20 protein-coding genes are annotated in these 20,591 nt (G+C 62.8%); 12 read left to right on the top strand and 8 right to left on the bottom strand.

Annotation, left to right across the window (positions count from 1 at the left end):
• Positions 1-9: 9 nt before the first annotated feature.
• Complete coding sequence (gene araD, locus CIW50_RS19255) at positions 10-1,749, bottom strand: L-arabinonate dehydratase (protein WP_149532797.1); 1,740 nt, start codon at positions 1,747-1,749, stop codon at positions 10-12.
• A gap of 97 nt (positions 1,750-1,846) precedes the next feature.
• Positions 1,847-2,332 (bottom strand): MarR family winged helix-turn-helix transcriptional regulator, encoded by a 486-nt coding sequence (locus CIW50_RS19250; RefSeq protein WP_246664356.1) that lies wholly within the window; start codon positions 2,330-2,332, stop codon positions 1,847-1,849.
• Positions 2,333-2,423: 91 nt separating this feature from the next.
• Between CIW50_RS19250 and CIW50_RS19245 the strand changes: the two genes are divergently transcribed.
• The 5 genes from CIW50_RS19245 to CIW50_RS19225 all read left to right on the top strand — a co-directional run bounded on the left by CIW50_RS19245 (position 2,424) and on the right by CIW50_RS19225 (position 8,155).
• The gene (locus CIW50_RS19245) at positions 2,424-3,209 is read left to right on the top strand and encodes an SDR family NAD(P)-dependent oxidoreductase (RefSeq protein ID WP_246664355.1); all 786 of its coding nucleotides are present in this window, start codon (positions 2,424-2,426) and stop codon (positions 3,207-3,209) included.
• 344 nt (positions 3,210-3,553) lie between these two features.
• Positions 3,554-4,753, top strand: a complete 1,200-nt coding sequence (locus tag CIW50_RS19240; protein ID WP_149532795.1) for an ABC transporter substrate-binding protein — start codon at positions 3,554-3,556, stop codon at positions 4,751-4,753.
• Between the two features lie 21 nt (positions 4,754-4,774).
• Positions 4,775-5,632 (top strand): branched-chain amino acid ABC transporter permease, encoded by an 858-nt coding sequence (locus CIW50_RS19235; protein ID WP_149532794.1) that lies wholly within the window; start codon positions 4,775-4,777, stop codon positions 5,630-5,632.
• A complete protein-coding gene (locus tag CIW50_RS19230; RefSeq protein ID WP_149532793.1) occupies positions 5,632-7,431 on the top strand; it encodes a branched-chain amino acid ABC transporter ATP-binding protein/permease in 1,800 nt (599 codons plus the stop codon). The genes CIW50_RS19235 and CIW50_RS19230 overlap by 1 nt, the downstream gene beginning before the upstream one ends.
• Positions 7,412-8,155 carry an ABC transporter ATP-binding protein gene (locus CIW50_RS19225; protein WP_172980385.1) on the top strand — a complete coding sequence of 248 codons (744 nt, stop codon included), beginning with the start codon at positions 7,412-7,414 and terminating at the stop codon, positions 8,153-8,155. The genes CIW50_RS19230 and CIW50_RS19225 overlap by 20 nt, the downstream gene beginning before the upstream one ends.
• Before the next feature lie 161 nt (positions 8,156-8,316).
• Here CIW50_RS19225 and CIW50_RS19220 read toward each other — a convergent pair whose 3' ends face one another.
• Positions 8,317-9,093 (bottom strand): cyclase family protein, encoded by a 777-nt coding sequence (locus tag CIW50_RS19220; RefSeq protein WP_149532791.1) that lies wholly within the window; start codon positions 9,091-9,093, stop codon positions 8,317-8,319.
• A gap of 193 nt (positions 9,094-9,286) precedes the next feature.
• Positions 9,287-10,285, bottom strand: a complete 999-nt coding sequence (locus CIW50_RS19215; RefSeq protein WP_149532790.1) for a fumarylacetoacetate hydrolase family protein — start codon at positions 10,283-10,285, stop codon at positions 9,287-9,289.
• 120 nt (positions 10,286-10,405) lie between these two features.
• Here CIW50_RS19215 and CIW50_RS19210 point away from each other — a divergent pair, with 120 nt between their 5' ends.
• Genes CIW50_RS19210 through CIW50_RS19190 form a run of 5 tightly spaced genes read left to right on the top strand, consistent with a single transcriptional unit; the run spans position 10,406 to position 14,378 of the window.
• Positions 10,406-11,332, top strand: coding sequence for an ABC transporter substrate-binding protein (locus tag CIW50_RS19210; protein ID WP_149532789.1), 927 nt, complete (start codon positions 10,406-10,408; stop codon positions 11,330-11,332).
• A 10-nt stretch (positions 11,333-11,342) separates the two neighbouring features.
• Entirely contained in the window at positions 11,343-12,041 is a 699-nt protein-coding gene (locus CIW50_RS19205; RefSeq protein ID WP_149532788.1) for a GntR family transcriptional regulator, read from the top strand.
• Between the two features lie 5 nt (positions 12,042-12,046).
• Positions 12,047-12,853: an ABC transporter ATP-binding protein gene (locus CIW50_RS19200; RefSeq protein ID WP_149532787.1), complete on the top strand. Its 807-nt coding sequence runs from the start codon at positions 12,047-12,049 to the stop codon at positions 12,851-12,853.
• Entirely contained in the window at positions 12,850-13,614 is a 765-nt protein-coding gene (locus CIW50_RS19195; protein WP_149532786.1) for an ABC transporter permease, read from the top strand. Before CIW50_RS19200 ends, CIW50_RS19195 begins: the two co-directional genes overlap by 4 nt.
• A complete protein-coding gene (locus tag CIW50_RS19190) occupies positions 13,611-14,378 on the top strand; it encodes an ABC transporter permease (RefSeq protein ID WP_149532785.1) in 768 nt (255 codons plus the stop codon). The genes CIW50_RS19195 and CIW50_RS19190 overlap by 4 nt, the downstream gene beginning before the upstream one ends.
• Positions 14,379-14,547: 169 nt before the next feature.
• Here the strand turns inward: CIW50_RS19190 and pgm are convergent, their stop codons facing one another.
• Entirely contained in the window at positions 14,548-16,197 is a 1,650-nt protein-coding gene (pgm, locus tag CIW50_RS19185) for a phosphoglucomutase (alpha-D-glucose-1,6-bisphosphate-dependent) (protein WP_149532784.1), read from the bottom strand.
• 311 nt (positions 16,198-16,508) lie between these two features.
• Entirely contained in the window at positions 16,509-17,255 is a 747-nt protein-coding gene (locus tag CIW50_RS19180) for a Crp/Fnr family transcriptional regulator (protein WP_149532783.1), read from the bottom strand.
• A gap of 177 nt (positions 17,256-17,432) precedes the next feature.
• On the opposite strand from CIW50_RS19180, the gene CIW50_RS19175 reads away from it, so the two are divergent.
• On the top strand, positions 17,433-17,810 hold the full coding sequence (locus tag CIW50_RS19175) for a hypothetical protein (RefSeq protein WP_149532782.1): 378 nt from the start codon (positions 17,433-17,435) through the stop codon (positions 17,808-17,810).
• A 126-nt stretch (positions 17,811-17,936) separates the two neighbouring features.
• Here CIW50_RS19175 and CIW50_RS19170 read toward each other — a convergent pair whose 3' ends face one another.
• Positions 17,937-19,046: an HPP family protein gene (locus CIW50_RS19170; protein ID WP_149532781.1), complete on the bottom strand. Its 1,110-nt coding sequence runs from the start codon at positions 19,044-19,046 to the stop codon at positions 17,937-17,939.
• Between the two features lie 446 nt (positions 19,047-19,492).
• Between CIW50_RS19170 and CIW50_RS29115 the strand changes: the two genes are divergently transcribed.
• A complete protein-coding gene (locus CIW50_RS29115) occupies positions 19,493-19,651 on the top strand; it encodes a hypothetical protein (RefSeq protein ID WP_172980384.1) in 159 nt (52 codons plus the stop codon).
• 18 nt (positions 19,652-19,669) lie between these two features.
• Here the strand turns inward: CIW50_RS29115 and CIW50_RS19165 are convergent, their stop codons facing one another.
• The gene (locus CIW50_RS19165; protein WP_149532780.1) at positions 19,670-20,578 is read right to left on the bottom strand and encodes a LysR family transcriptional regulator; all 909 of its coding nucleotides are present in this window, start codon (positions 20,576-20,578) and stop codon (positions 19,670-19,672) included.
• Positions 20,579-20,591 lie beyond the last annotated feature (13 nt).

Raw genomic sequence — 20,591 nt, 5'->3', positions numbered from 1 at the left:
ATCACTCACTCAATAAATCACGGGTTCTTTGACCGGCGCGCCGAAGTCGGTGCGCAGGAAGTCGAAGTCGCAGCCTTCATTGGCCTGCTGGATATGTTTGGTGAACATCCAGCCATAGCCGCGTTCGTAATTGCGCTCGGGGGCTTTCCACTCCGCGCGGCGCTTCTCCATCTCCGCATCGGAGATGTCGAGATTGATCGTGCGCGCGTCGACGTCGAGGCTGATCATGTCGCCATTCTCAACCAGCGCCAGCGGGCCGCCGATGAAGGATTCCGGCGCGACGTGCAGGATGCAGGCGCCATAGCTGGTGCCGCTCATGCGTGCATCCGACAGGCGGACCATGTCGCGCACGCCCTGCTTCACCAGCTTCTTCGGAATCGGCAACATGCCCCATTCCGGCATGCCCGGCCCTCCTTGAGGCCCTGCATTGCGCAGGATCAGAACGTGGTCGGCTGTCACGTCGAGACTCTCGTCGTCGATGGCCTTCTTCATGCTGGGATAGTCGTCGAACACCATCGCCGGGCCGGTGTGCTTGAGGAAGCGCGGCTCGCAAGCTGACGGCTTGATGACGCAGCCGTCGGGCGCGAGGTTGCCCTTCAGCACCGCGAGCGCACCCTCCGCATAGATCGGGTCCTTCACGGTTCGGATGACGTCGTCGTTATAGACTTCGGCGCCGCCGATGTTCTCACCCAGCGTCTTGCCAGTCACGGTCATCACATCGAGATGCAGATGTTCCTTGATGCGGCTCATCAGCCCCGGCAGACCGCCGGCATAGAAGAAGTCTTCCATCAGATAGGTGTCGCCGGACGGGCGCACATTGGCAATCACGGGCACCTTGCGGCTGGCGATCTCGAAATCGTCGAGGCCGATATCCTGCCCGGCGCGGCGCGCCTGTGCGATCAGATGGATGATCGCATTGGTCGAGCAGCCCATCGCCATCGCTACCGTGATCGCATTCTCGAAGGCCTTGCGCGTCTGGATCTTCTGCGGCGTCAGATCTTCCCACACCATCTCGACGATGCGACGGCCGCATTCACTGGCCATGCGGATATGACCGGCATCAGCCGCAGGGATCGACGACGCACCGGGCAGCGTCATGCCGATGGACTCGGCAATCGCCGTCATGGTCGACGCCGTACCCATGGTCATGCAGGTGCCATAACTTCTGGCGATGCCGCCCTCGACCTCCACCCATTCCTTGTCGGAGATTTTCCCTGCACGGCGCTCGTCCCAGTATTTCCAGGCATCGGAGCCGGAGCCCAGCGTCTTGCCCTTCCAGTTGCCGCGCAGCATCGGGCCAGCCGGCAGATAGATCGCGGGATAACCGGCGCTGGTGGCACCGAGCAGGAGACCCGGCGTGGTCTTGTCGCAGCCGCCCATCAGCACGACGCCATCGACGGGATGGCCGCGCAACAATTCCTCGGCATCCATCGCCAGCATGTTGCGATAGAGCATGGTGGTCGGCTTCAGGAAGCTCTCCGACAGCGACAGCGCCGGCAGCTCCATCGGGAAGCCGCCAGCCATCAGGATTCCACGTTTGACGTCATCGACGCGGGTCTTGAAATGCATGTGGCACGGCTGGGCTTCCGACCAGGTGTTGAGAATCGCGATGACGGGGCGCCCTTTCCACTCGACCGGTGCATAGCCCTGCTGCATCGCGCGCGAGCGATGGCCGAAGGCACGCAGGTCATCCGGCGCAAACCAGCGCGCGCTGCGGAGTTGATCGGGAGTCTTCTTGTGGCCCGGCATAATTCCATCCCTGTTTCTTTTTGCTTTGGCACGACTTACTTTTGCACGATGCGAACCAGTCAAGCCGGTCGAGTGTGCCGTATTCGACTGTAGCGATTCAAGGCCGCCTGGCCAATGTCCGGTCCGGCGTCTCCGCATCTGCCAGCCGATGCGCTTCCAGTGCCTCGGCATAGAGCGCGAGACCTTCGGCCACCTTCTTGCGCTGGATCGGGGCGAGCTGCTGCAGGGCATTGGTGACCTGTCGCTGCCCGTAAGCCTCGATCGCCTCGCGGGTGCGCCGCCCCTTGGCGGTCAGCAGCAGCCGCTTGACGCGGCCGTCGCCGGCACTGGCGGCTTCCTTCAATTCGCCCGCGTCGATCAGCTTGCGGATCATCCGGCTGACGCTGGATTTCTCCAGCCCGAGAAACGCCGATAATTCGACCGCGGTCATCGCCTCGCGCGCGCCGATCTCCAGCAGCGTATGCACCGCCGACGGCGGATAATCGGTCGCTGCAACCGTTGCCTGCATGAAGCCGAGTTCGCGCACCATCAGACGCGACGCGGCGCGGATGTGATCAATCAAATCAGCGTCAATATCGGACAATCCTGGGCTCCTTGACGATAGTTGCATAATACAACTATATTGCTGACGACGAATAACGACCGTGTTAGCACGATCCGTGCAAGGAATGACCATGACAACCAGTGCTGCCCAGTTCCGCCCCCGCGACCGCATGGCCGGACGCATCTGCCTCGTGACCGGCGGCGGCACCGGCATCGGTCGGGCGGCTGCGTTGCTGATGGCGCAGGAAGGCGCAGCTGCAGTGGTAATTGCAGGCCGTCGCGAGGCCGAGGGACAGGCTGCCGCCGAAGACTGCGGCCGGTTCGGTGCCAAGACACTGTTCGTGCGCACCGATGTGACCGAGGAGACCGAGGTCGCCAGTCTCGTGCAAGCCGTGATATCCCGTTTCGGGCGGCTCGATGTGGCCTTCAACAATGCCGGTTATCAGGAACGGCGCGCGCCGATCGAGCAGCAGACAGAGGCGGTCTATGACACCGTGTTCGACGCCAATGTCCGCTCGGTGTTTCTCGGCCTGAAGCATCAGATCCAGGCCATGGAGCTGAATGGCGGCGGCCGTATCGTCGTCAATGCTTCGGTGAGCGGCATCCGCAACCCCAATCCTGGCCTAGCGTTGTATTCCGCATCGAAAGCGGCGGTGATCTCGCTGATGCGGTCGGCAGCAATGGAATGCGGGCCGCGCGGCATCCGCATCAATGCGGTGGCGCCGGGACGTGTGGTGACCGACATGATGCTGGCCTCGGGGATCGCCGACATGTCGGCCGTCGCGGCAGGCCTGCCGATCCGACGCATGGGCCAGCCACATGAAGTCGCGGAAGCGGTGGTGTGGCTCGCGTCCGACGATGCCGGCTACATTGTCGGCCATGTGTTATCGGCAGATGGCGGCTTCAGCGCGACCTGACGACGGACACACATCATTGCGTTGCAACAGACAAGCGGGACTGCAGAGCAGCACCGTGTGACTTGCAACGGCCAGGCCCTTGGCAACGTCCCTGCCATCGTCAAAGATCACAAGCCGATTGCCAAAGCCACCGCGACAGGTCAGCCTGAGGCGATGGAGAGGGATCTGCGCGTCGCGCTCTGCCACCGCGCAACATCGGCATATGTCATGACGATCCGGAGTATCTGACCGACCAACGACATCACCCACACACATAATCTAATCCGGCAACGACCGGGCGGACGAAACGGATGCCTGCATCAATGACAGGCACCGCAAAGGGAAAACACAGGGAGGAAGTCAAGATGAGCATTTCTCGTCGTGGAATTCTGTTGGGCGGCGCCGGCGCACTCGGCGCAGCAAGTTTTCCACTCTCACGTCCCGCCATTGCGCAATCGTCCGAACCGATCAAGATCGGCTGGCTCGCCGCCATGACCGGACCGAGTTCGGCGCCGACCGTCGGCTTCAACCGCGGCGTCACATTTGCCACGGACGCCATCAATGCTGCCGGCGGCGTCAAGGGCCGCAAGATCGAGATCATCACGCGGGATACGCAGGGCGATCCGACCAAGGCCGTCAACGCCACCCAGGAACTGATCAGCCAGGCCAAGGTCCATGCGATCTGGGGGCCGGTGAATTCCGGCGAGGCACTCGCCACGACGCCACTGATGGCGCGTGCCAAGATGCCCGACCTGCATCCTTGCGTCGTCGATACGCTGATCGACCCTGCGAAATTTCCCGCCGCGTTTCGCATCGCGCCATCGAACGGCCAGTGGGACGACGCTGTCCGCAACTACTGTCTCAAGGTGCTGAAAGTCAGCAAGATCGCCGTGATCGGCGACACCACCGGCTACGGTGTCACCGCCGTGAAGGCCTCTGTCGAAGCCTTCAAGAAAGACGGCGCGGATGTAGTCTATCAGGCCAATATCGACGCGACACAGCCCGACATGACGCCGGACATGCTGCGCGCCAAGAATGCCGCTGCGCAGGTCATCGTGGTGTGGAGCGTCTCTACCGGCATGGAGGCGCGCATGTTCAACACCCGCGCGTCGATGAACTGGGACGTCGCCTTTGTCGGTCATCCCTCGCTGGCATCCGGCGAACTCGCCAGCCTGATCGAGAAACCCGCCAACTGGGAGAAGGTCTACGCCATCGGCTACAAGAGCTGCAGTTATGACTCCGCTGGTAAACTGCCGCCGAAGAGTCAGGATCTCGTCGATCGCCTCAACAAGGCCAAGGTGCCGCTCAACGACACGCTGCTGTGGTGGATCGCGGGCGGCATCGATGCGGTCGAACTGATCGCCAGGGCTGTCGAGGCCAGCGGATCGACCGACAGCGAGGGCATCGTCAAATACTGGAACTCGCTGACCAAATATCCCGGCTATTTCGGCAACTACTCTTTCTCACCCACCCAGCATAACGGCTACCCGACCGACGAGATCGTGATGTCGGAAGCGCGTTCCGCCAAGAACGGCACCTTCGCCCTCGCCCCCGGCTACTCATAGACCGGCGCGAGGAGGACACACATGCTCGGCTCGATCATAGCTTCAGGCCTCGCGGCGGGCGCGATCTATGCGCTCGTCGGCATCACCTACAATACGATGTTCTCGACCTCGCGGGTGATGAGCTTCACCGCCGGACAGCTCGCGATGCTCGGCGGGGTGTTCGGCTCGTTGTTCATGCTCAAGATGGGGATGCCGACTTTGGTCGGCTTCGCTCTCACACTGATCGCCTGCGCAATCATCGGCGTCATCACCGAATTCGTCGCGGTGCGGCCGGTGCTCAGAAGCCTCGAACAGCATCTCTATGTGCTCTCAACGCTGGCACTGGCGCTGATGATCCAGCAGGTCACCGCCATCAAATGGGGCACCGAGCCGCAGCCCTTCCCGCGCATTGTCGGTCTCGGCACCGGCGTCTGGGACGAGAAATTCTGGCTGCCGGTGGTGGCCTGCGGCCTCACTATTCTCGGCCTCGAATATCTCTATCGCCGCACACTGGTGGGCCACGCCTTCATGGCCATCGCCGAGGATAACTTCGCAGCGCGCGCGCTCGGCCTGCCCGAGCGTAACCTGCGCGTGGCGAGCTATGCCCTCGCCGGCGTGATCGGCGGCGTGGCGGGCTTCGCCGGCGGTGAGCTGATGCTGGCCTTCTTTGCCAATGGCGCGCTGCTGAATTTCTACGGCTTCGTGCCGGTGGCGCTCGGCGGCCTCGGCAATAATCGCGGCGCGCTGATCGGCGGCCTCGCACTCGGCCTGTTCCAGCAGGCAGCCAATTTCCTGGTCGGCGGCATCTTCTCATCCGTCGCGGTGTTCGCGATCTTCATCATCGTGTTGCTGGCAGCGCCTCAAGGGCTGTTCGGCTCCGCAACGGCGCGGAGGGTGTGATGACGGCGATCACCGATATTCCGACCTCGCGCGAGACCACGACCAGACATTCCGTACTGCCGGCACTGCTGCCGTTTCTCGGCGTGTTCATGCTGGCTATGATCCTGCCCTTTGTCAGCAATGATTACTGGGCGCTCATCGGCACCCGCGCCGCGATCTACTGGGTGCTGGTTGCCGGGCTCAATCTCGTGGTCGGTTTCGCCGGCCATCTCGCCATCGGCTACGTCGCGCTGCTGACGCTCGGCGCCTACACGACCAGCGTGCTTGCCGCCGGCAATGTGCTGCCGCCGGTGCCAATCTATGGCGCATTGGTCATCGCAAGCTGCGTCGGCGCGGTGTTCGGCGTGATCGTCGGCCTGCCCGCGATGCGGCTGCGCACCTTCTACTTCGCCATGACCACGCTCGGCTTCGCCACCATCGTCACGCAGATCGCGCTGGCCTGGCAGAGCGTGACCGGCGGCGGCATCGGCATCGTCGGGCCGGAATTCTCCGCGCCGTTCAACACGCCCTGGGGCTTTTATTATCTGTGCATCGGCTTCGCGGCGGTCGCGACCTGGCTCAGCGCCAATATTGCCTATAGCCGGTTCGGCCGCGCGCTGATTGCGATCCGCGACGCCGATGTGGCGGCGGAAGCCACCGGCATTTCCAAGCCGAAGCTGCTGGTGTCGATCTTCCTGCTCGCCGGCGCCATGGCGGCCTTTGCCGGCGGGCTGTTCGCCAGCCTGCAGACCTACATCACGCCGGATGCCTTCACCTTCGATCTGTCGGTGCTGTTCTTCATTGCCATCCTGATCGGTGGCCGCGGCTCGATCCTCGGCCCGATGCTTGGCACCATCATTCTCACCATCCTGCCGGAGATCGCCGCACCTCTGGCCGCGTGGTCGACCTTCCTCTATGCGGTGCTGCTGCTCCTGATCGTGCTGGTGATGCCCGGCGGCATCGCGGCGCTGCTGGATTTCAAGAGCCGCCGTCCGCTCGCCAGCAACCGCGCCATCGTGCCGCGTATCGCCGGACTTGCCGAGGTCCTGCGCAAGACAGCGACCACCAAGACACTGACCTTGCGCGATGTGGTGCTCACGTTCGGCAACGTCCGCGCCATCGACGGGCTCGACCTCGACGTGAAGCCCGGCCAGATCCACGGCCTGATCGGCCCCAACGGCTCCGGCAAGACCACGACGCTGAACGTGATCTCCGGCTACTACGCCGCCAAGGGCGGCACCATCACGCTGGGTGACGACGCACTGCCGCCGGGCATGCCGGAGCTGCGCGCCGGCAAAGGCATCGCCCGCACCTTCCAGACCCCGCGCGTGATCGGCGAAGCCTCTGTGCTCGAGAATGTGATGGTTGGCGGCACCATCGAAGGCGAAGCGACATTTGCCGAAGCGCTTTTGTCGCTGCCGCGGCATCATCGCGACGAACGCAAACTCACCGCACAGGCGCGCGCGATGCTCGGCGTGGTCGGGCTCGAATCCCTCGCCGATGTCCGCGCCGATCGCCTGCAGCACAGCGAATTGCGTTTCATCGAGATCGCCAGGGCCTTGATGCTGCAGCCGGACTTCCTGCTGCTGGACGAACCCGCCGCAGGCCTCTCCAGCGACGAGATCACGAGGTTGGGCGTGCTGATCAAGGCGATCAGCCGCCGCGGCACCGGCGTGCTGCTGGTCGAGCATCACGCCGACCTGATCTTCGACATCTGCGATCAGGTCACGGTGCTGAATCTCGGCAAGATCCTCGCCGCCGGTACCCCCGCCGAAATCCGCGTTCACAAGGAGGTCGTCAGTGCTTACCTCGGAGGCTGAACCGCTGCTCAAGGTTACCGCGCTGGAATCCGGCTACGGCAAGATCCGCGTGCTCCATGGCATCGACCTGTACATTGCCGCCGGCGAAGTGGTCACATTGCTCGGCCCCAACGGCGCCGGGAAGTCGACCTTGCTGCGCGCAATCTCCGGCCTGTTGCCGGTCAATGCTGCCAGCGTGCGTTTCGACGGCCGCGACATCAGCAACGGCACACCACGCGAGGCCGCGCGCGCCGGACTGGTACATGTGATCGAAGGCCATCGCGTGTTCACGCAGCAGACGGTGACCGAGAATCTGCTGCTCGCGGCTTACGACCTGCCGCGCGGCGAACGCAACGCGCGCGTTGATGAGGCACTGTCATTCTTTCCTGAGATCGCGCAGAAGCGTGACGAACGCGGCGCGTCGTTGTCCGGCGGACAGCAACAGATGCTGGTGGTGGCGCAAGGACTGGTGCGACGACCGCGGCTACTGATGCTGGACGAGCCTTCGGCCGGTCTGTCGCCTGTGCTGGTCGACCGCGTGCTGACGGTGATCGCGCAACTGCAGAAGCAGGGAACCGCGGTGCTGCTGGTCGAGCAACTGGTGGAGAAAGCGCTGGCGGCGGCCAACCGCGTCTATGCGCTGTCCCAGGGACGGATCGTACTGGAGGCGGCCACATCGGAAGCGAACCTGCCGCAGCGGCTGGAGCGGGCCTATTTCGGGCATGAGGAAGCGGCGGCGGTGTAGCGCGGCGCTCCACACACTCGTCATTCCGGGATGCACGTAAGACTGCGGAGCAGGCTGGAGTGCAGACCCGGAATCTCGATGTGTTCAACCCTGAACATCTCGGGATTCCGGGTTCGTGTGCGCCAAGAGGCGCCCACGCCCCGGAATGACGAGGATGGGACTCAATCCTCGATAATCGCTACCGCCCTTGTCCAGCCCGCCGACGCCTTCTCGATCTTCACCGGAAAGCACGACACCATGAAGCCGGTGGACGGCAGTTGTTCGAGATTGTGCAGCTTCTCGAGATGGCAATAACCGATATGGCGGCCGGCCTTGTGGCCTTCCCAGATCAGGCTGGCATCTTTTGTCTCGGCATATTTCTTCGCGGTGTAGACGAACGGCGCGTCCCAGCTCCAGCCATCAATGCCGGTGAGGCGCACGCCGCGCTCCAACAGATACATGGTGGCCTCATAGCCCATGCCGCAGCCGGAGGTGACGTAGTCCTGCTGACCGTATTTGACGCCGGCAGATGTGTTGACGACGACGATCTCCAGCGGACTCAACGTATGGCCGATGCGCTTGAGCTCGTCCTCGACATCCCCAGCCGTTGCGACATAGCCGTCCGGCAAATGCCGGAAGTCGAGCTTCACGCCCGGTTGCAAACACCAGTCCAACGGCACTTCGTCGATGGTCCATGAACGCTCGCCGCGATTCATGGTGGGATGGAAGTGATAGGGCGCGTCGAGATGCGTGCCGTTGTGGGTCGAAAGCTGCACCAGCTCCACAGCCCAGCCCTCGCCATCCGGCAGGTCTTCCTTCTTCAGCCCGTCGAAGAACTGCAGCATCCGCGGCAGGCCCTGCTGATGATCGACATAATTGATGGTGGGATGATTGCCCGGCGGATCGGCGGGAACGTCGTTCTGCAGGGGAACGGAAATATCGATGAGGCGACGGGGCATGGGATTTCCTCAGCTTTTCTTGTTTGGACTTTGCTCGTCATTCCGGGGCGGCCCGGCGCCGGAGGCGACGGAACCGAACCCGGAATCTTGTCGTGTGACTCACTGCGGGATTCCCCGCCACTCCAGTTGGAGTGGCTGAGGTTCGCTCGCAAAGTGCGAGCGCCCCGGAATGACAGTATGTGGTGGCCATGGACTACGCGTCCTGCCGCACCACCTTGTTCTTCAACACGCCGATCTTCTCGACCTCGAGCTCGATCTCGTCATTGTGTTCGAGATACCAGCCGAGTTCGAGGCCGCAGCCGTTGCCGACGGTGCCGGAGCCGATGAATTCGCCCGGCATCAGCGTCTCATCCTGCGTTACATGGGCGATGATCTCCTCGAAGGAGAACAGCATGCCCTCGCTGGTCGATGACGAACGCACCTTGCCGTTGACGCGGCATTCCATCTTCAGTCTGTAGGGATCGCCGATCTCATCCGGCGTGACGATCCACGGCCCCAGCACATTGCCGCCATCGAAGCTCTTGCCCTTGGCCGGGCCGAGCCGGCCTTCCATCTCCAGCCGCTGCGCATCGCGCGCCGAGAAATCGTTGAAGATGGTGTAGCCGAAGATGTGATCCTTCGCCTTGGCCGCGGAAATATTCGCGCCCTTGTTCTTGGTGACGATGCCGAATTCGAGTTCGTAGTCCATCACCTTGCTATAGCGCGGCCATTTCACCGTGGTGTTAGTGCCTCGCACACTGAAGCGGTTGGTGATGTAGTAGATCGGCTGGCGGCGATAGACTTCGGGCAATTCGCCGAGCGGCTCGGCTTCCAGCCGCGCCAGTTCTTCCATGTCCCCCTTCGCACGGGCAGCCAGCTTCAACTGGCCACGCGGCGACTGCCGGATATGCAACGGAAACGACATGCCATCACGCATCTGCCGCGGCTCGGGCAGCGGCGCGAGAACGTCCGTGCCGGCGACATCCACGGACAACGAGGCGTCGCTGCCGTGTTTCTCGAAAACCTTTCGCGCCGCATCGAGCGCACCTTCACCTGCATCGATCAGGGCCAGCATCGAGTCGAAGGCCGGATTGCCGCCATCGCGGGCCGCGGCGCTGGCGAGATCGAACAGCCTGCCGTCATTGGCGTGAACGATACCGACCCTGGCTTGGCCATCCTGCTGACCGCCGGCACGAAATGTCGCGAGCTTCACTGGCGTCTCCCACTTGCTTGTTCTTCGATAAAATATATGATCAAAAAAAATATCGATAAACAAGAGGCTATCGCAAAGATTGCTTCACGATCGAAAAATGCTCGGGCGAGGGAGACGACCATGACCAGGTGGACGGTGGCAGCCCTATTGGCGACGCTCGCTGTGACGGGCACCGCGCATGCCCAGACCAGGATCCAGATCGGTTGCACTGCAACAACGGACTGCGCCTCGGCGATGGTCGCAGTCGATGAAGGCATCTTCAAGAAGCACGGGCTCGATGCCGAGATGATCCCCATCGGCATCAACTCCAATATCCCGGCGGCCATTCTGTCCGGCTCGATCCAAATCGGCGGCCCGACCTCCACCGTCTTCCTGCAGGCTGCCGACGGCGGCCTCGATCTTGTCGCGGTCGCCGGCGCAACGGTGATGAGCCCGACATCGAACGCCAATATCACCGCCTTCGTGCGTAACGGCATCACGATCAAGGAGCCAAAGGATTTCGTCGGCAAGAAGGTCGGCGCACCGGGCCTCGGTGCGTTTCTTCACGTGCTGTTCGTCAAATGGCTGGTCGACAAGGGTGTCGATCCCAGGAAGGTCAATTTCGTCGAAGTGACCTTCCCGACCATGCCCGACATCATCAAGTCCGGCGGTGTCGATGCTGTGCTGACCGCGGAGCCAACGGTATCGCGCATGCTGGCGGCCGGCAGCGGCAGTATCGGCGCACGCTACGCGTCGGAGCTCGAGCGCACAGAGCCGATCATCTTCTATGCAGCCTCACGCGAATGGGCCGAGAAGAATCCCGACATCGTCAGGAAATTTCGCGCTGCCATCGCCGAAGGTGCGGCGATCGTGAACAGCGACAAAGACAAGACCTCGGCCGCAATTGCCAAATTCACCAAACAGACCATCGAACTGGTGAAGGCCTCACCGCCGAACAAGTCGGAGCCGGTGCTGAAGCCCGAGCAACTGGCATGGTGGATCGACGTCATGTCCTCGCAGAAGATGCTGGAGACCAGGCTCGATCTCAACAAACTGATTCTGAAATAGGTCGAACTGAATGGCGGGTCAGCCCCTTAGCAGTACAATCGATGTATCCGGCTCGGATACGCTGAGCGAGCGTGCAGCGACATTGCTTCAGCATGACATCATTGCCGGCAATCTCGCGCCAGGAACGCGACTTGGCATCGTCGATCTCGTGCAGCGTTACGACATCGGCGCCACGCCGATGCGCGAAGGACTGTCACGCCTGATCTCACGCGGCCTGATTATCGGCATCGGCCAGCGCGGTTTTCGCGTTGCCGACATCAGCCGGGAGGATCTGGCCGACATCACACGGATGCGTAGCGTGGTGGAGACGGAGGCGCTGCGGCTGGCCATCGAACATGGCGACGATGCCTGGGAGGCTGGCATCCTCGGCGCGCTTCACCAGATGCGTAGGCATATCGAACGTACCGGCGATGAATTCCGCGAAGGGGCGCCGGATTTCGACAAGCTCCATAAGGGATTTCACACCGCATTACTGGCGGCCTGCGGATCGAAGCGCCTGCTCGCGGCGCATTCGGAACTTTACGATCAGGCCTATCGCTACCGCAGGGTGATGATGCGCGGCTTCGACAGCGGCAGCCGCTTTGTTGCAGCCCATCAGCTTCTGGCCGATCGCGTGCTTGCGCGCGAAACCGGTCCCGCACAGGCCATGCTGACGTCGCATCTGCACTCGACGCTCGCTTTCGTCTATCCGCCCGGACAGGGAGATTGAGCGCGATGACATCCATTGCCCTTCGCAAGGACACCCCGTCGGCCCAACTCGAAAAGTCGCAGATCGCGTTTTCCCATGTCACGCTGGATCTCGGCGGCAAGACGATCATCGAAAACGTTAGCCTCGACGTGAAGCCCGGCGAGTTTCTCTGCATCATCGGCGCCTCCGGCTGCGGCAAGACGACGGCGCTCCGCCTCGCCGCCGGCCTGTATCAGCCGACCTCGGGCAATGTGAGTTTCGACGGCGAGCCGATGCGCGCGCCGCGGCGCGACGTCGCCATCGTGTTCCAGGATTACGGCAAGGCGCTGCTGCCATGGCGCACGGCCGCCGGAAATGTCGCGCTGGCGCTGGAAACCATCGGCATGCCCAAGGCCCAGCGCCCGGCGCGCATCGACGAGTTGCTGAAGAAAGTCGGGCTGCCCCATCACGCCGCGAAATATCCTGCCGAGATGTCCGGCGGCATGCAGCAGCGCCTGCAGATCGCGCGATGTCTGGCGCAGGAACCGAAAGCGCTGCTGATGGACGAGCCGTTCGGCGCGCTCGATGCCATGACTCGGCAGGGCCTGCAGGACGAGGTCCTGTCGCTGCTTGATGCCAGCAAGGCCACGGTGATCTTCGTCACCCACGATCTCGAAGAAGCCATTTATCTCGGCGACCGCGTGGTCGGCCTGCTGCCGCATCCCGGCCGCATCGGCATTGATCTCAAGATCAACCTGCCGCGCCCGCGCGATCAGTTGACCACGCGCGAGAACCCGGAATTCCTGCGGTTGCGCCGCGAATTGTTCGACTTCATCAAGGCATCGGAAGCATGAGATCCGAGCGCCTGAAAGCGGCGATCCTTCCGATGAGCCTGCTCATCGTGCTGGAAATCTGGGCGCGCTCCGTCGATATCCACAGCGATGCATTGGCGCCGCCAAGCGCCGTGGTGCTGGCGCTATTTCAGGCATTCGGCGACGGCTCGATCCTGGCGGCGACGCGTGACACGCTGGCTTCGGCCTTTGCCGGCCTCGCGGTCGGCGGCGCCATCGGATTGTTCCTCGGAATTGCACTCGGTATCTTCCAGCCGCTGGATCGGCTGATGGAAGTCACCATCGAATCCCTGCGGCCGATCCCCTCCATCGCGCTGCTGCCGATCGCCCTGATCGCGCTCGGCTTCGGCTATCGCATGGAAATTGTGATCGTCGCCTTTGCCTGTGTGTGGCCGATCCTCATTCTCAGCCGCGCTGCGGTACGCAGCATCGAGCCACGACTGATCGAAGTCTCTCGCGCGCTGCGGCTGTCGCCAGGCGACCGTATCAGCAAGATCATCATTCCCGCCGCACTGCCGCGCATCTTTCTCGCCTTTCGCCTGGCGGCCGGCATTGCGCTGATCGTCGCGGTGACCGTGGAAATCGCGATCAATCCCATCGGGCTTGGCGCCGGAATCATGATTGCGCAGCAAGCATTGCGGCCGGACCTGATGCTCGCTTATCTGCTGTGGATCGGCCTCATCGGTTATGCGCTCAATGCCGGATTACTGGCAGCGCAACAGCATCTGTTTGGCCCCGCAGCGCTGGCTGGAGAGGTCCGATGAACTGGACACTCACCCTCTGGCGCCTTGCCAGCTTCGCCGTTGCTGCAGGCCTGATCGCGCTGTGGCAGTTGATCGCCAATCTGAAACTGGCCTCACCGGTGTTTCTGCCCGGCCCCGATCGCGCCTGGGCCGCGCTGATGCGCGGCTTCAGCAATGGCACATTGCTGGAGAAGACCATCGGCACCCTAGAACACATGTTCTACGGCTGGCTGGTCGCATCCGTCGTCGGCATTGCACTCGGCGCGATGATCGGCTCGTCCAGGGCGATGCGCAGCTATGTCGCCCCGTCGCTGGAGTTCCTGCGGCCACTGCCCGTATCGGCGATCATTCCCGTCGCCATCGCCCTGTTCGGGCTGACCCAGGGCATGGCACTGTTCGTCATCGCTTTCGGCGCGATCTGGCCGATGCTGCTCGCCACCGTTCACGGCTTCGGCGCGGTAGAACCGCGTCTCTATGAGGTCGCGCGCTCGCTGCACATGTCGCGCCTCGCGGTGATCTTCAAGATAGCTCTGCCATCGGCCAGCCCCGACATCATCTCCGGCATGCGACTGAGCCTGACCGTGTCGCTGATCCTGGCGGTGGTCTGCGAAATCCTCGCCGGCCTCGACGGATTAGGCCACTGGGTGCTGCTCTCGGCGCGCGCGTTTCGTTCGCCGGATCTGTTCGCGGGTGTCATCCTGCTCGGCGCGATCGGCTATGTGACCGCGCTGGCCATGTCGCTGGTCGAGCAGCGACTGCTGCGGTGGCGGACGAGCGGGCACTAGGCCACACCTTTGTCATTCCGGGGACGGATCGACGCCGCAGGCGGCGGGACGGAGCCCGGAATCCCGATGCGTTCATCGCCCTCTTAGGTCCCAGGTGGAGAGAGGTGAAGAACACGTCGAGATTCCGGGTTCGCTCGCAAGAGCGAGCGCCCCGGAATGACAGCGTAGGTTAGACTCCAAACACTTTCCCGATCGCCGCCTGCGCGTCGCGCTGGATCTGCTTGAGGTGATCCTCGCTGCGGAAGCTCTCCGCGTAGATCTTGTAGACGTCCTCGGTGCCGGACGGCCGCGCGGCGAACCAGCCATTGGCTGTCGAGACCTTGATGCCGCCGAACGACTGATCGTTGCCCGACGCCTTGCTCTCGGTCTTGGTCACTGCATCGCCGGCGAGCTCGGTCATGCCGATCTGCTCCGGCGTGACTTTCTTCAGCACGTTCTTCTGCTCGGGCGTGGCCGCGGCGTCGATGCGCTCGTAATAGGGCACACCGAACTCCTGCGTGAGCTTCTCGAAACGCTGGCTCGGATTCTGCTTGGTCACCGCCGTGATCTCGGCGGCGAGCAGGCCCAGAATAAGTCCGTCCTTGTCGGTGGTCCACACCGTGCCGTCCTTGCGCAAGAACGACGCACCGGCGCTCTCCTCGCCGCCGAAGCCGAACGAACCATCGACGAGACCGTTCACAAACCATTTGAAGCCGACCGGCGTCTCGACGAGCTTGCGGCCGAGCTTGTTGACCACGCGGTCGATGATAGCGCTGGAAACGATGGTCTTGCCGACCGCCGCATCCTTGCGCCAGTGCGGCCGGTGCGCGAACAGATAGTCGATCGACGCCGCGAGATAGTGGTTCGGATTCATCAAGCCGCCGGTACGGGTGACGATGCCATGACGGTCGGCATCGGTGTCGTTGGCGAAAGCGACGTCGAACCGGTCGCGCATGCCGATGAGCTTGGCCATCGCATAGGGCGACGAGCAGTCCATGCGGATCTTGCCGTCCCAGTCCAGCGTCATGAAGCGGAAGGTCGGATCGATCGCGGTATTCACAATCGTTGCGTCCAGCTTGTACCGCTCGATGATCGGCTGCCAGTAATGCACGCCAGCGCCGCCGAGCGGATCGATGCCGATCTTGACGCCTGATGCGCGGATCGCCTCCATGTCGACGACATCGGCGAGGTCGGTCACATAGGGCGTGATGTAGTCATATGGTTTGACGAATTCCGACGCACGCGCGCGTTCGAGCGGCATCCGCATGACGCCGGCCATGCCGTTCCGGAGATAGTCGTTGGCCGCCTTTTCCATCATTCCAGTAATGTCGGTATCGGCCGGGCCGCCATTGGGCGGATTATATTTGAAGCCGCCATCTTCCGGGGGATTGTGCGACGGCGTGACCACGACGCCATCCGCGAGACCAGACGAGCGGCTCTTGTTGTAGGTGAGGATCGCGTGGGAAATCACCGGCGTCGGCGTATAGCCGCCGTCCTTGTCGACCATCACATGCACGCCATTGGCGGCGAAGACTTCCAGCGCGCTGACCAGCGCCGGTTCGGCCAGCGCATGGGTGTCGATGCCGATAAACAGGGGCCCGTCGATGCCGGCACCCTTGCGGTAATCGCAGATCGCCTGGCTGACGGCGAGGATGTGGTTCTCGTTGAAGGAATTATGGAGCGCGGAACCGCGATGGCCGGACGTGCCGAAAGCGACGCGCTGGGCGGGGATGGACGGATCCGGCTTGCCGGCGAAATAGGCAGTCACCAGCCGAGGCACGTTGACCAGCAGGGATGGATCGATGGTTTTGCCGGCCAGCGGACTCACATGAGCAGCCATTTGTTCTCCTTCGCACACCAAGAGCCCAGACGCGGCGCAACCGTCGCGGGGGTCAGGACTCATGGCATGTTTTGGAGGACAAATCAGCCGGTTATGAGGGGCACCGGCATGCCGCCGAAGGGCTCAGGACTGCCCGAAGGTCCGGCGCGAGACCCAGGCCAGCGGCAGGGCGAAGCAGACGAACATCGTGACCACGGCGGCGGCGACCAGCATACTGTCGAAAGGCATATCTCTTCTCCTTGAGTGACGGAGAAGAGTGTGAGCGCGGCAGGACACGCTCTCCTTGAGCTGCATCAAAATGCAGCGCCGCATTACGCCGCGGCGAGCTGATCCAGCCGGTCGGTGGACAGCAAGCGCACGCCATCGGGCACCACCAGCACGGTCTTTTCCTTGGCGAGCTTGGTCAGGGTGCGGCTGACGGTTTCAATGGTCAGGCCGAGATAGTCGGCGATGTCCTGGCGGCTCATGGGTAGCGGCACGTTGACCGACATCGCGCCGATGCGGCCATAGCGGGCCTGCAGGTTCAGCAGGAAGGCGGCAACCTTCTCGTCGGCCGTGCGGCGGCCGAGCAGCAGCATCTGGTCCTGCGCGAGGCTGAGTTCATGGCCGGCGAATTCATGCAGGCGGCGCAGCAGATGCGGCTTGCCATCCACATAATTGAGAAAGGCCGCGCGGGTGAAGCGGCAGACGCGCACCGGCGTCACGGCCTCGGCGGCGACGCCGTAGCGGTCCATCAGCGCAAGTCCCAGGAAATCACCGGGCAGCGCAAAGCCAACGATCTGGCGACGGCCGTCCGGCAGCGACTTGTAGAGCCGGACGATGCCTTCCGTGACGTTGAACACGCTGCCGGCCAATGCGCCCTGATCGAACAGCATGGTCTTGGCCGGGAAATTCTTGACCTGGCTGAGGCGGTCGAGCTCGTCGAGTTCGGTCGGCTCGAGGGCGCCGCAGACACTGAACAGGCGCACCTTGCAATCGTCGCAACCATTGGTGCCGCGACCATGCTTGCAGTCGCGCTCTCCGGCACAGGTCTCGGCCGCTGGCTCTGCGAAGGTCATGGCACTGTCCATCTCTCGTTTGCTCTTATGGGGCAGGTCTAGGGATCACGTTACACCATTTGACATGGATCAATCGTGGACGCTTTGACCCACATCAATGCTGGGCCGGCCCATCTCCGCCAATTTGGCAGGCCATGCGGGAATTCGGTCATGAATGAGGAATATCGGGCGCAACCAATGACTTGGGCAGATGCCCGGACCGCCTATCCGCTTGTCTACCTGCACGATGCCAGCATTACGCTGGATGCATGGCTGGATTTCGTACGGCGGCGAACCGATGCCGACTCCAACAATAACGGGCTGATCGTGATCCGCGACCGGCGCGACATCGTTCATGCACTGTTTGCTTACCGTGTCGATATCGACTTGCGCGGCTGCAACCAGCTCTGTATCGCGCAGCTGATCGTCGCGCAGATTCCCGGCTCGCAGATCGACCATGCCGTGGTTGCCTCGACCAGCCAGGTCGCGGCGTCGCTGGGCTGCTCGAGCATCGTCATCGAGCAGCCGTTCCAGTTGATGGCGGGCGCAACGATGCGAGCTTCGACGGCCGCGTAAGACGACGCTCGCAGCGGTCTCACGACGACCACCCTGCTATGGCTCATTCCTTATCGTGCATCGCGATATCATGTCGCTGTACACATGATGGCCTGCGATGCACTCGATGATTCTGGCGCACCTGGCCTAAGCCGCGATGGGCACGAGCTTGGCGATCGCGCTGAGCAGATCCGTCTGCGTGATCACACCCGCGATCATTCGCTCCCCGTCGACGATGATGACTGCATGTGTACGGCCATCGGTCAGCGCCGGCAGCAAAGCGACTGCCGACGCAGTCGCTGAAGCCGTGGATGCCTGCGACATACGCGCGCCGACGTCGCCCGTCTTGCCCAGGATTTCGCGAAGGCCGATGGTTCCAACGAGCCGGCCCTGCAGATCGATGACCGGCAATGCACGCACATTGTGCTTCAGCAGTCGCACACGCGCGAGTTCGACGTCCTCCCACGCGCCCACCGTGACGACATCTCGCGACATGATGTCCTCGCAAAGGATCGTGCCGTGCGAGCGCAACATGGCCTGAAGTTCGACTTGCCGCAGCAGACTATCGAGATCGTCCGGCCCGATGTCGAACGTCTCCTTTAACGCTTCCAACGCCTTGTCGATGTCTTCCGAGCGGAAGCCGACGCGGAGCTCGGGATTGAGGTCGGCGGTCTGATGCGCGTTCAGCGGCAGGGCAGCGCGGTGGGGGTAAGTATGCTGCGACAGCTTGTGAAAGAGGAAACCGAGACCGACAAGCAGAACCGAGTTCAGGCCGACAGGCACGAAGGGAAACAAGAAGCCTGCTGACGTCACCGCAGGGCCGCCGATGATCGCTGTCAGCGCCGTCGCGCCGCCCGGCGGATGCAAGCAGCGCGCAAACGACATCGCCGCAATGGCAATCGACACGCCGAAGCCAATCGCCAGAATCTGGTCGTGGACGAGATGCGCGACGATCACGCCGATCATCGCCGAGATCGTATTGCCGCCGATGATCGACCACGGCTGGGCGAGCGGACTGGCCGGCACGGCAAAAAGCAGAACAGCCGATGCGCCGAGCGGCGCCACGATCAGCGGCAGACTGGAGTGATCGCCAAGAACGAAACGGCAGATCAGCGCCGTCAGCGCGATGCCGACCAGCGCACCGACGCATGCAAGCATCCGCTCGGCAAGGCTTGCGCCAGCCAGAATAGGCACGAACAGCCTGATGCCGCTACGCGGCTGCGCAGAAGCGCCCTTGGGGCCTTCTATTTTTGTCATTGAAGTAGACCGAGATCGCGCGAGGAAGAATTTCGGGGCGCGATCGTCGTTGACCACGATATGGGATCGGCTGCGGCGATGCAGGCAATGCGGGTGCGAGGGAAACTCCCTCAAGGATCAGATCGCGCTCAGAAACATGGCTGTCCCGAGCTTGCGGACTTTCTAACCGGTTCAACGCCCAAGGCAAGCCGGCTCGGCAGATAGCTCGTGCCATGGTCATCCGCACCCGCCAGGTCACGACGACGGCCGGTTCTGGGAGCGGGTGCTATCGAGCAGCCTTTCCAGCCGATGCCGGCGCATGCGGCCGTGCGAGGCACTCATTTTAAATCGAAAAATCCGATTTCAATCACCAATAACATTCGTTTGTCAAAATTCATGGCAGTCCTACGCTCGAAGGAACCCGAGGAGCGATGCCCCCCCTCAATTCGATGATGCAGGAGCCGACCATGAAAACGATCATCCACCCCGACGTATCGGTCGCTCTCGCACTGTTCGCCTTTGCTGCGGCGATCATCGCACGCTTGACAGTCACCAAGCGTTCCCGGCACAGCGCCGATCAGATCGCGGCCATCGTTGCGACATCGGGACATCCGTCCGGCGCCTAGCCGAACCGATGCCTCGCATCACTCCCTCCTTGCCGGACGTTTCAGCGCCTTCGCCTGCCCTGCAGGCGCGGGCTTTTTGTTGGCCGCGTCGCGCGCGAGGCGATGCATGAGTGCGACGGCTTCGGCGATAATCGCATCGTCGCGATCGCCGGGATAGACGACATAGGCTGGCATCGAAAATTCCGGCGCATCGGCGACGACATGCAGCCGCCCGGCCTTCAGCTGGGGTGCAACGATGCGGCGCGGGAAATATCCGGAGCCGCCATTCTCCAGCACATGCTGCAGCCCGAGCCAGCCGATATTGGCCGTAAGCGATGGTCCTGCGAAATCCGGAAACAGCGCCATGTGGCGCGCATAGAATTCCGGGCCCCAGTCGATATAGACGTAACCCGGCTGCGGCTCCGGCGCGCTGTGCGCGCTGGTCGAGACCAGTATGAGCTGTTCATCGAACAACTGCTCGACCTTGAGACCGGGCCGGCTCTGCGGCGTATACATCACGCCGATATCGATCCGGCCTTCGACGAGGCCCTGCATCAATTCAGGCTCGAGGGCACTCTCGGCGCGGATCGCGATATCCGGATGTTTCGCGCGCATCAGCGGCAACCAGTGCAGCAGATGCTCCTCCCACAGCCCGATACGACCGCCGACGGTCAGCGTACCACTGAAGCCTTTTGCAATTCCGACATCCTGCCGCGCATGTTCGACCGTACGTACCAGCGCGGACGCGTGTTTCTGAAACTGGCGGCCGGCGGGCGTCAGCGTCGCACCGGCCTTGTTGCGGACGAACAGCGTCACGCGCAGCAACTGCTCCAGCGTCTGGATCCGCGCGCTCACCGTCGACTGCGTGACATGGAGCTTGTCCGCCGCGGCCACGAAATTCCCCGCGCTCACGACAGCAAGGAATGTCCTGGCCAGCTCGGTATCCATAATGACGCTCTCC

The organism is Tardiphaga sp. P9-11 (assembly GCF_008329525.1).
GTDB lineage: Bacteria > Pseudomonadota > Alphaproteobacteria > Rhizobiales > Xanthobacteraceae > Tardiphaga.
This window is presented reverse-complemented; position numbering and strand designations above follow the sequence as displayed.

Bases quoted from the DNA above. Each gene is read 5' to 3' on its own strand.
- araD (WP_149532797.1), bottom strand. From the start codon at position 1,749: ATGCCGGGCCACAAGAAGACTCCCGATCAACTCCGCAGCGCGCGCTGG.
- CIW50_RS19245 (WP_246664355.1), top strand. From the start codon at position 2,424: ATGACAACCAGTGCTGCCCAGTTCCGCCCCCGCGACCGCATGGCCGGA.
- CIW50_RS19240 (WP_149532795.1), top strand. From the start codon at position 3,554: ATGAGCATTTCTCGTCGTGGAATTCTGTTGGGCGGCGCCGGCGCACTC.
- CIW50_RS19235 (WP_149532794.1), top strand. From the start codon at position 4,775: ATGCTCGGCTCGATCATAGCTTCAGGCCTCGCGGCGGGCGCGATCTAT.
- CIW50_RS19230 (WP_149532793.1), top strand. From the start codon at position 5,632: ATGACGGCGATCACCGATATTCCGACCTCGCGCGAGACCACGACCAGA.
- CIW50_RS19220 (WP_149532791.1), bottom strand. From the start codon at position 9,093: ATGCCCCGTCGCCTCATCGATATTTCCGTTCCCCTGCAGAACGACGTT.
- CIW50_RS19210 (WP_149532789.1), top strand. From the start codon at position 10,406: ATGACCAGGTGGACGGTGGCAGCCCTATTGGCGACGCTCGCTGTGACG.
- CIW50_RS19205 (WP_149532788.1), top strand. From the start codon at position 11,343: ATGGCGGGTCAGCCCCTTAGCAGTACAATCGATGTATCCGGCTCGGAT.
- CIW50_RS19200 (WP_149532787.1), top strand. From the start codon at position 12,047: ATGACATCCATTGCCCTTCGCAAGGACACCCCGTCGGCCCAACTCGAA.
- CIW50_RS19195 (WP_149532786.1), top strand. From the start codon at position 12,850: ATGAGATCCGAGCGCCTGAAAGCGGCGATCCTTCCGATGAGCCTGCTC.
- CIW50_RS19190 (WP_149532785.1), top strand. From the start codon at position 13,611: ATGAACTGGACACTCACCCTCTGGCGCCTTGCCAGCTTCGCCGTTGCT.
- pgm (WP_149532784.1), bottom strand. From the start codon at position 16,197: ATGGCTGCTCATGTGAGTCCGCTGGCCGGCAAAACCATCGATCCATCC.
- CIW50_RS19180 (WP_149532783.1), bottom strand. From the start codon at position 17,255: ATGACCTTCGCAGAGCCAGCGGCCGAGACCTGTGCCGGAGAGCGCGAC.
- CIW50_RS19175 (WP_149532782.1), top strand. From the start codon at position 17,433: ATGACTTGGGCAGATGCCCGGACCGCCTATCCGCTTGTCTACCTGCAC.
- CIW50_RS19170 (WP_149532781.1), bottom strand. From the start codon at position 19,046: ATGACAAAAATAGAAGGCCCCAAGGGCGCTTCTGCGCAGCCGCGTAGC.
- CIW50_RS29115 (WP_172980384.1), top strand. From the start codon at position 19,493: ATGAAAACGATCATCCACCCCGACGTATCGGTCGCTCTCGCACTGTTC.
- CIW50_RS19165 (WP_149532780.1), bottom strand. From the start codon at position 20,578: ATGGATACCGAGCTGGCCAGGACATTCCTTGCTGTCGTGAGCGCGGGG.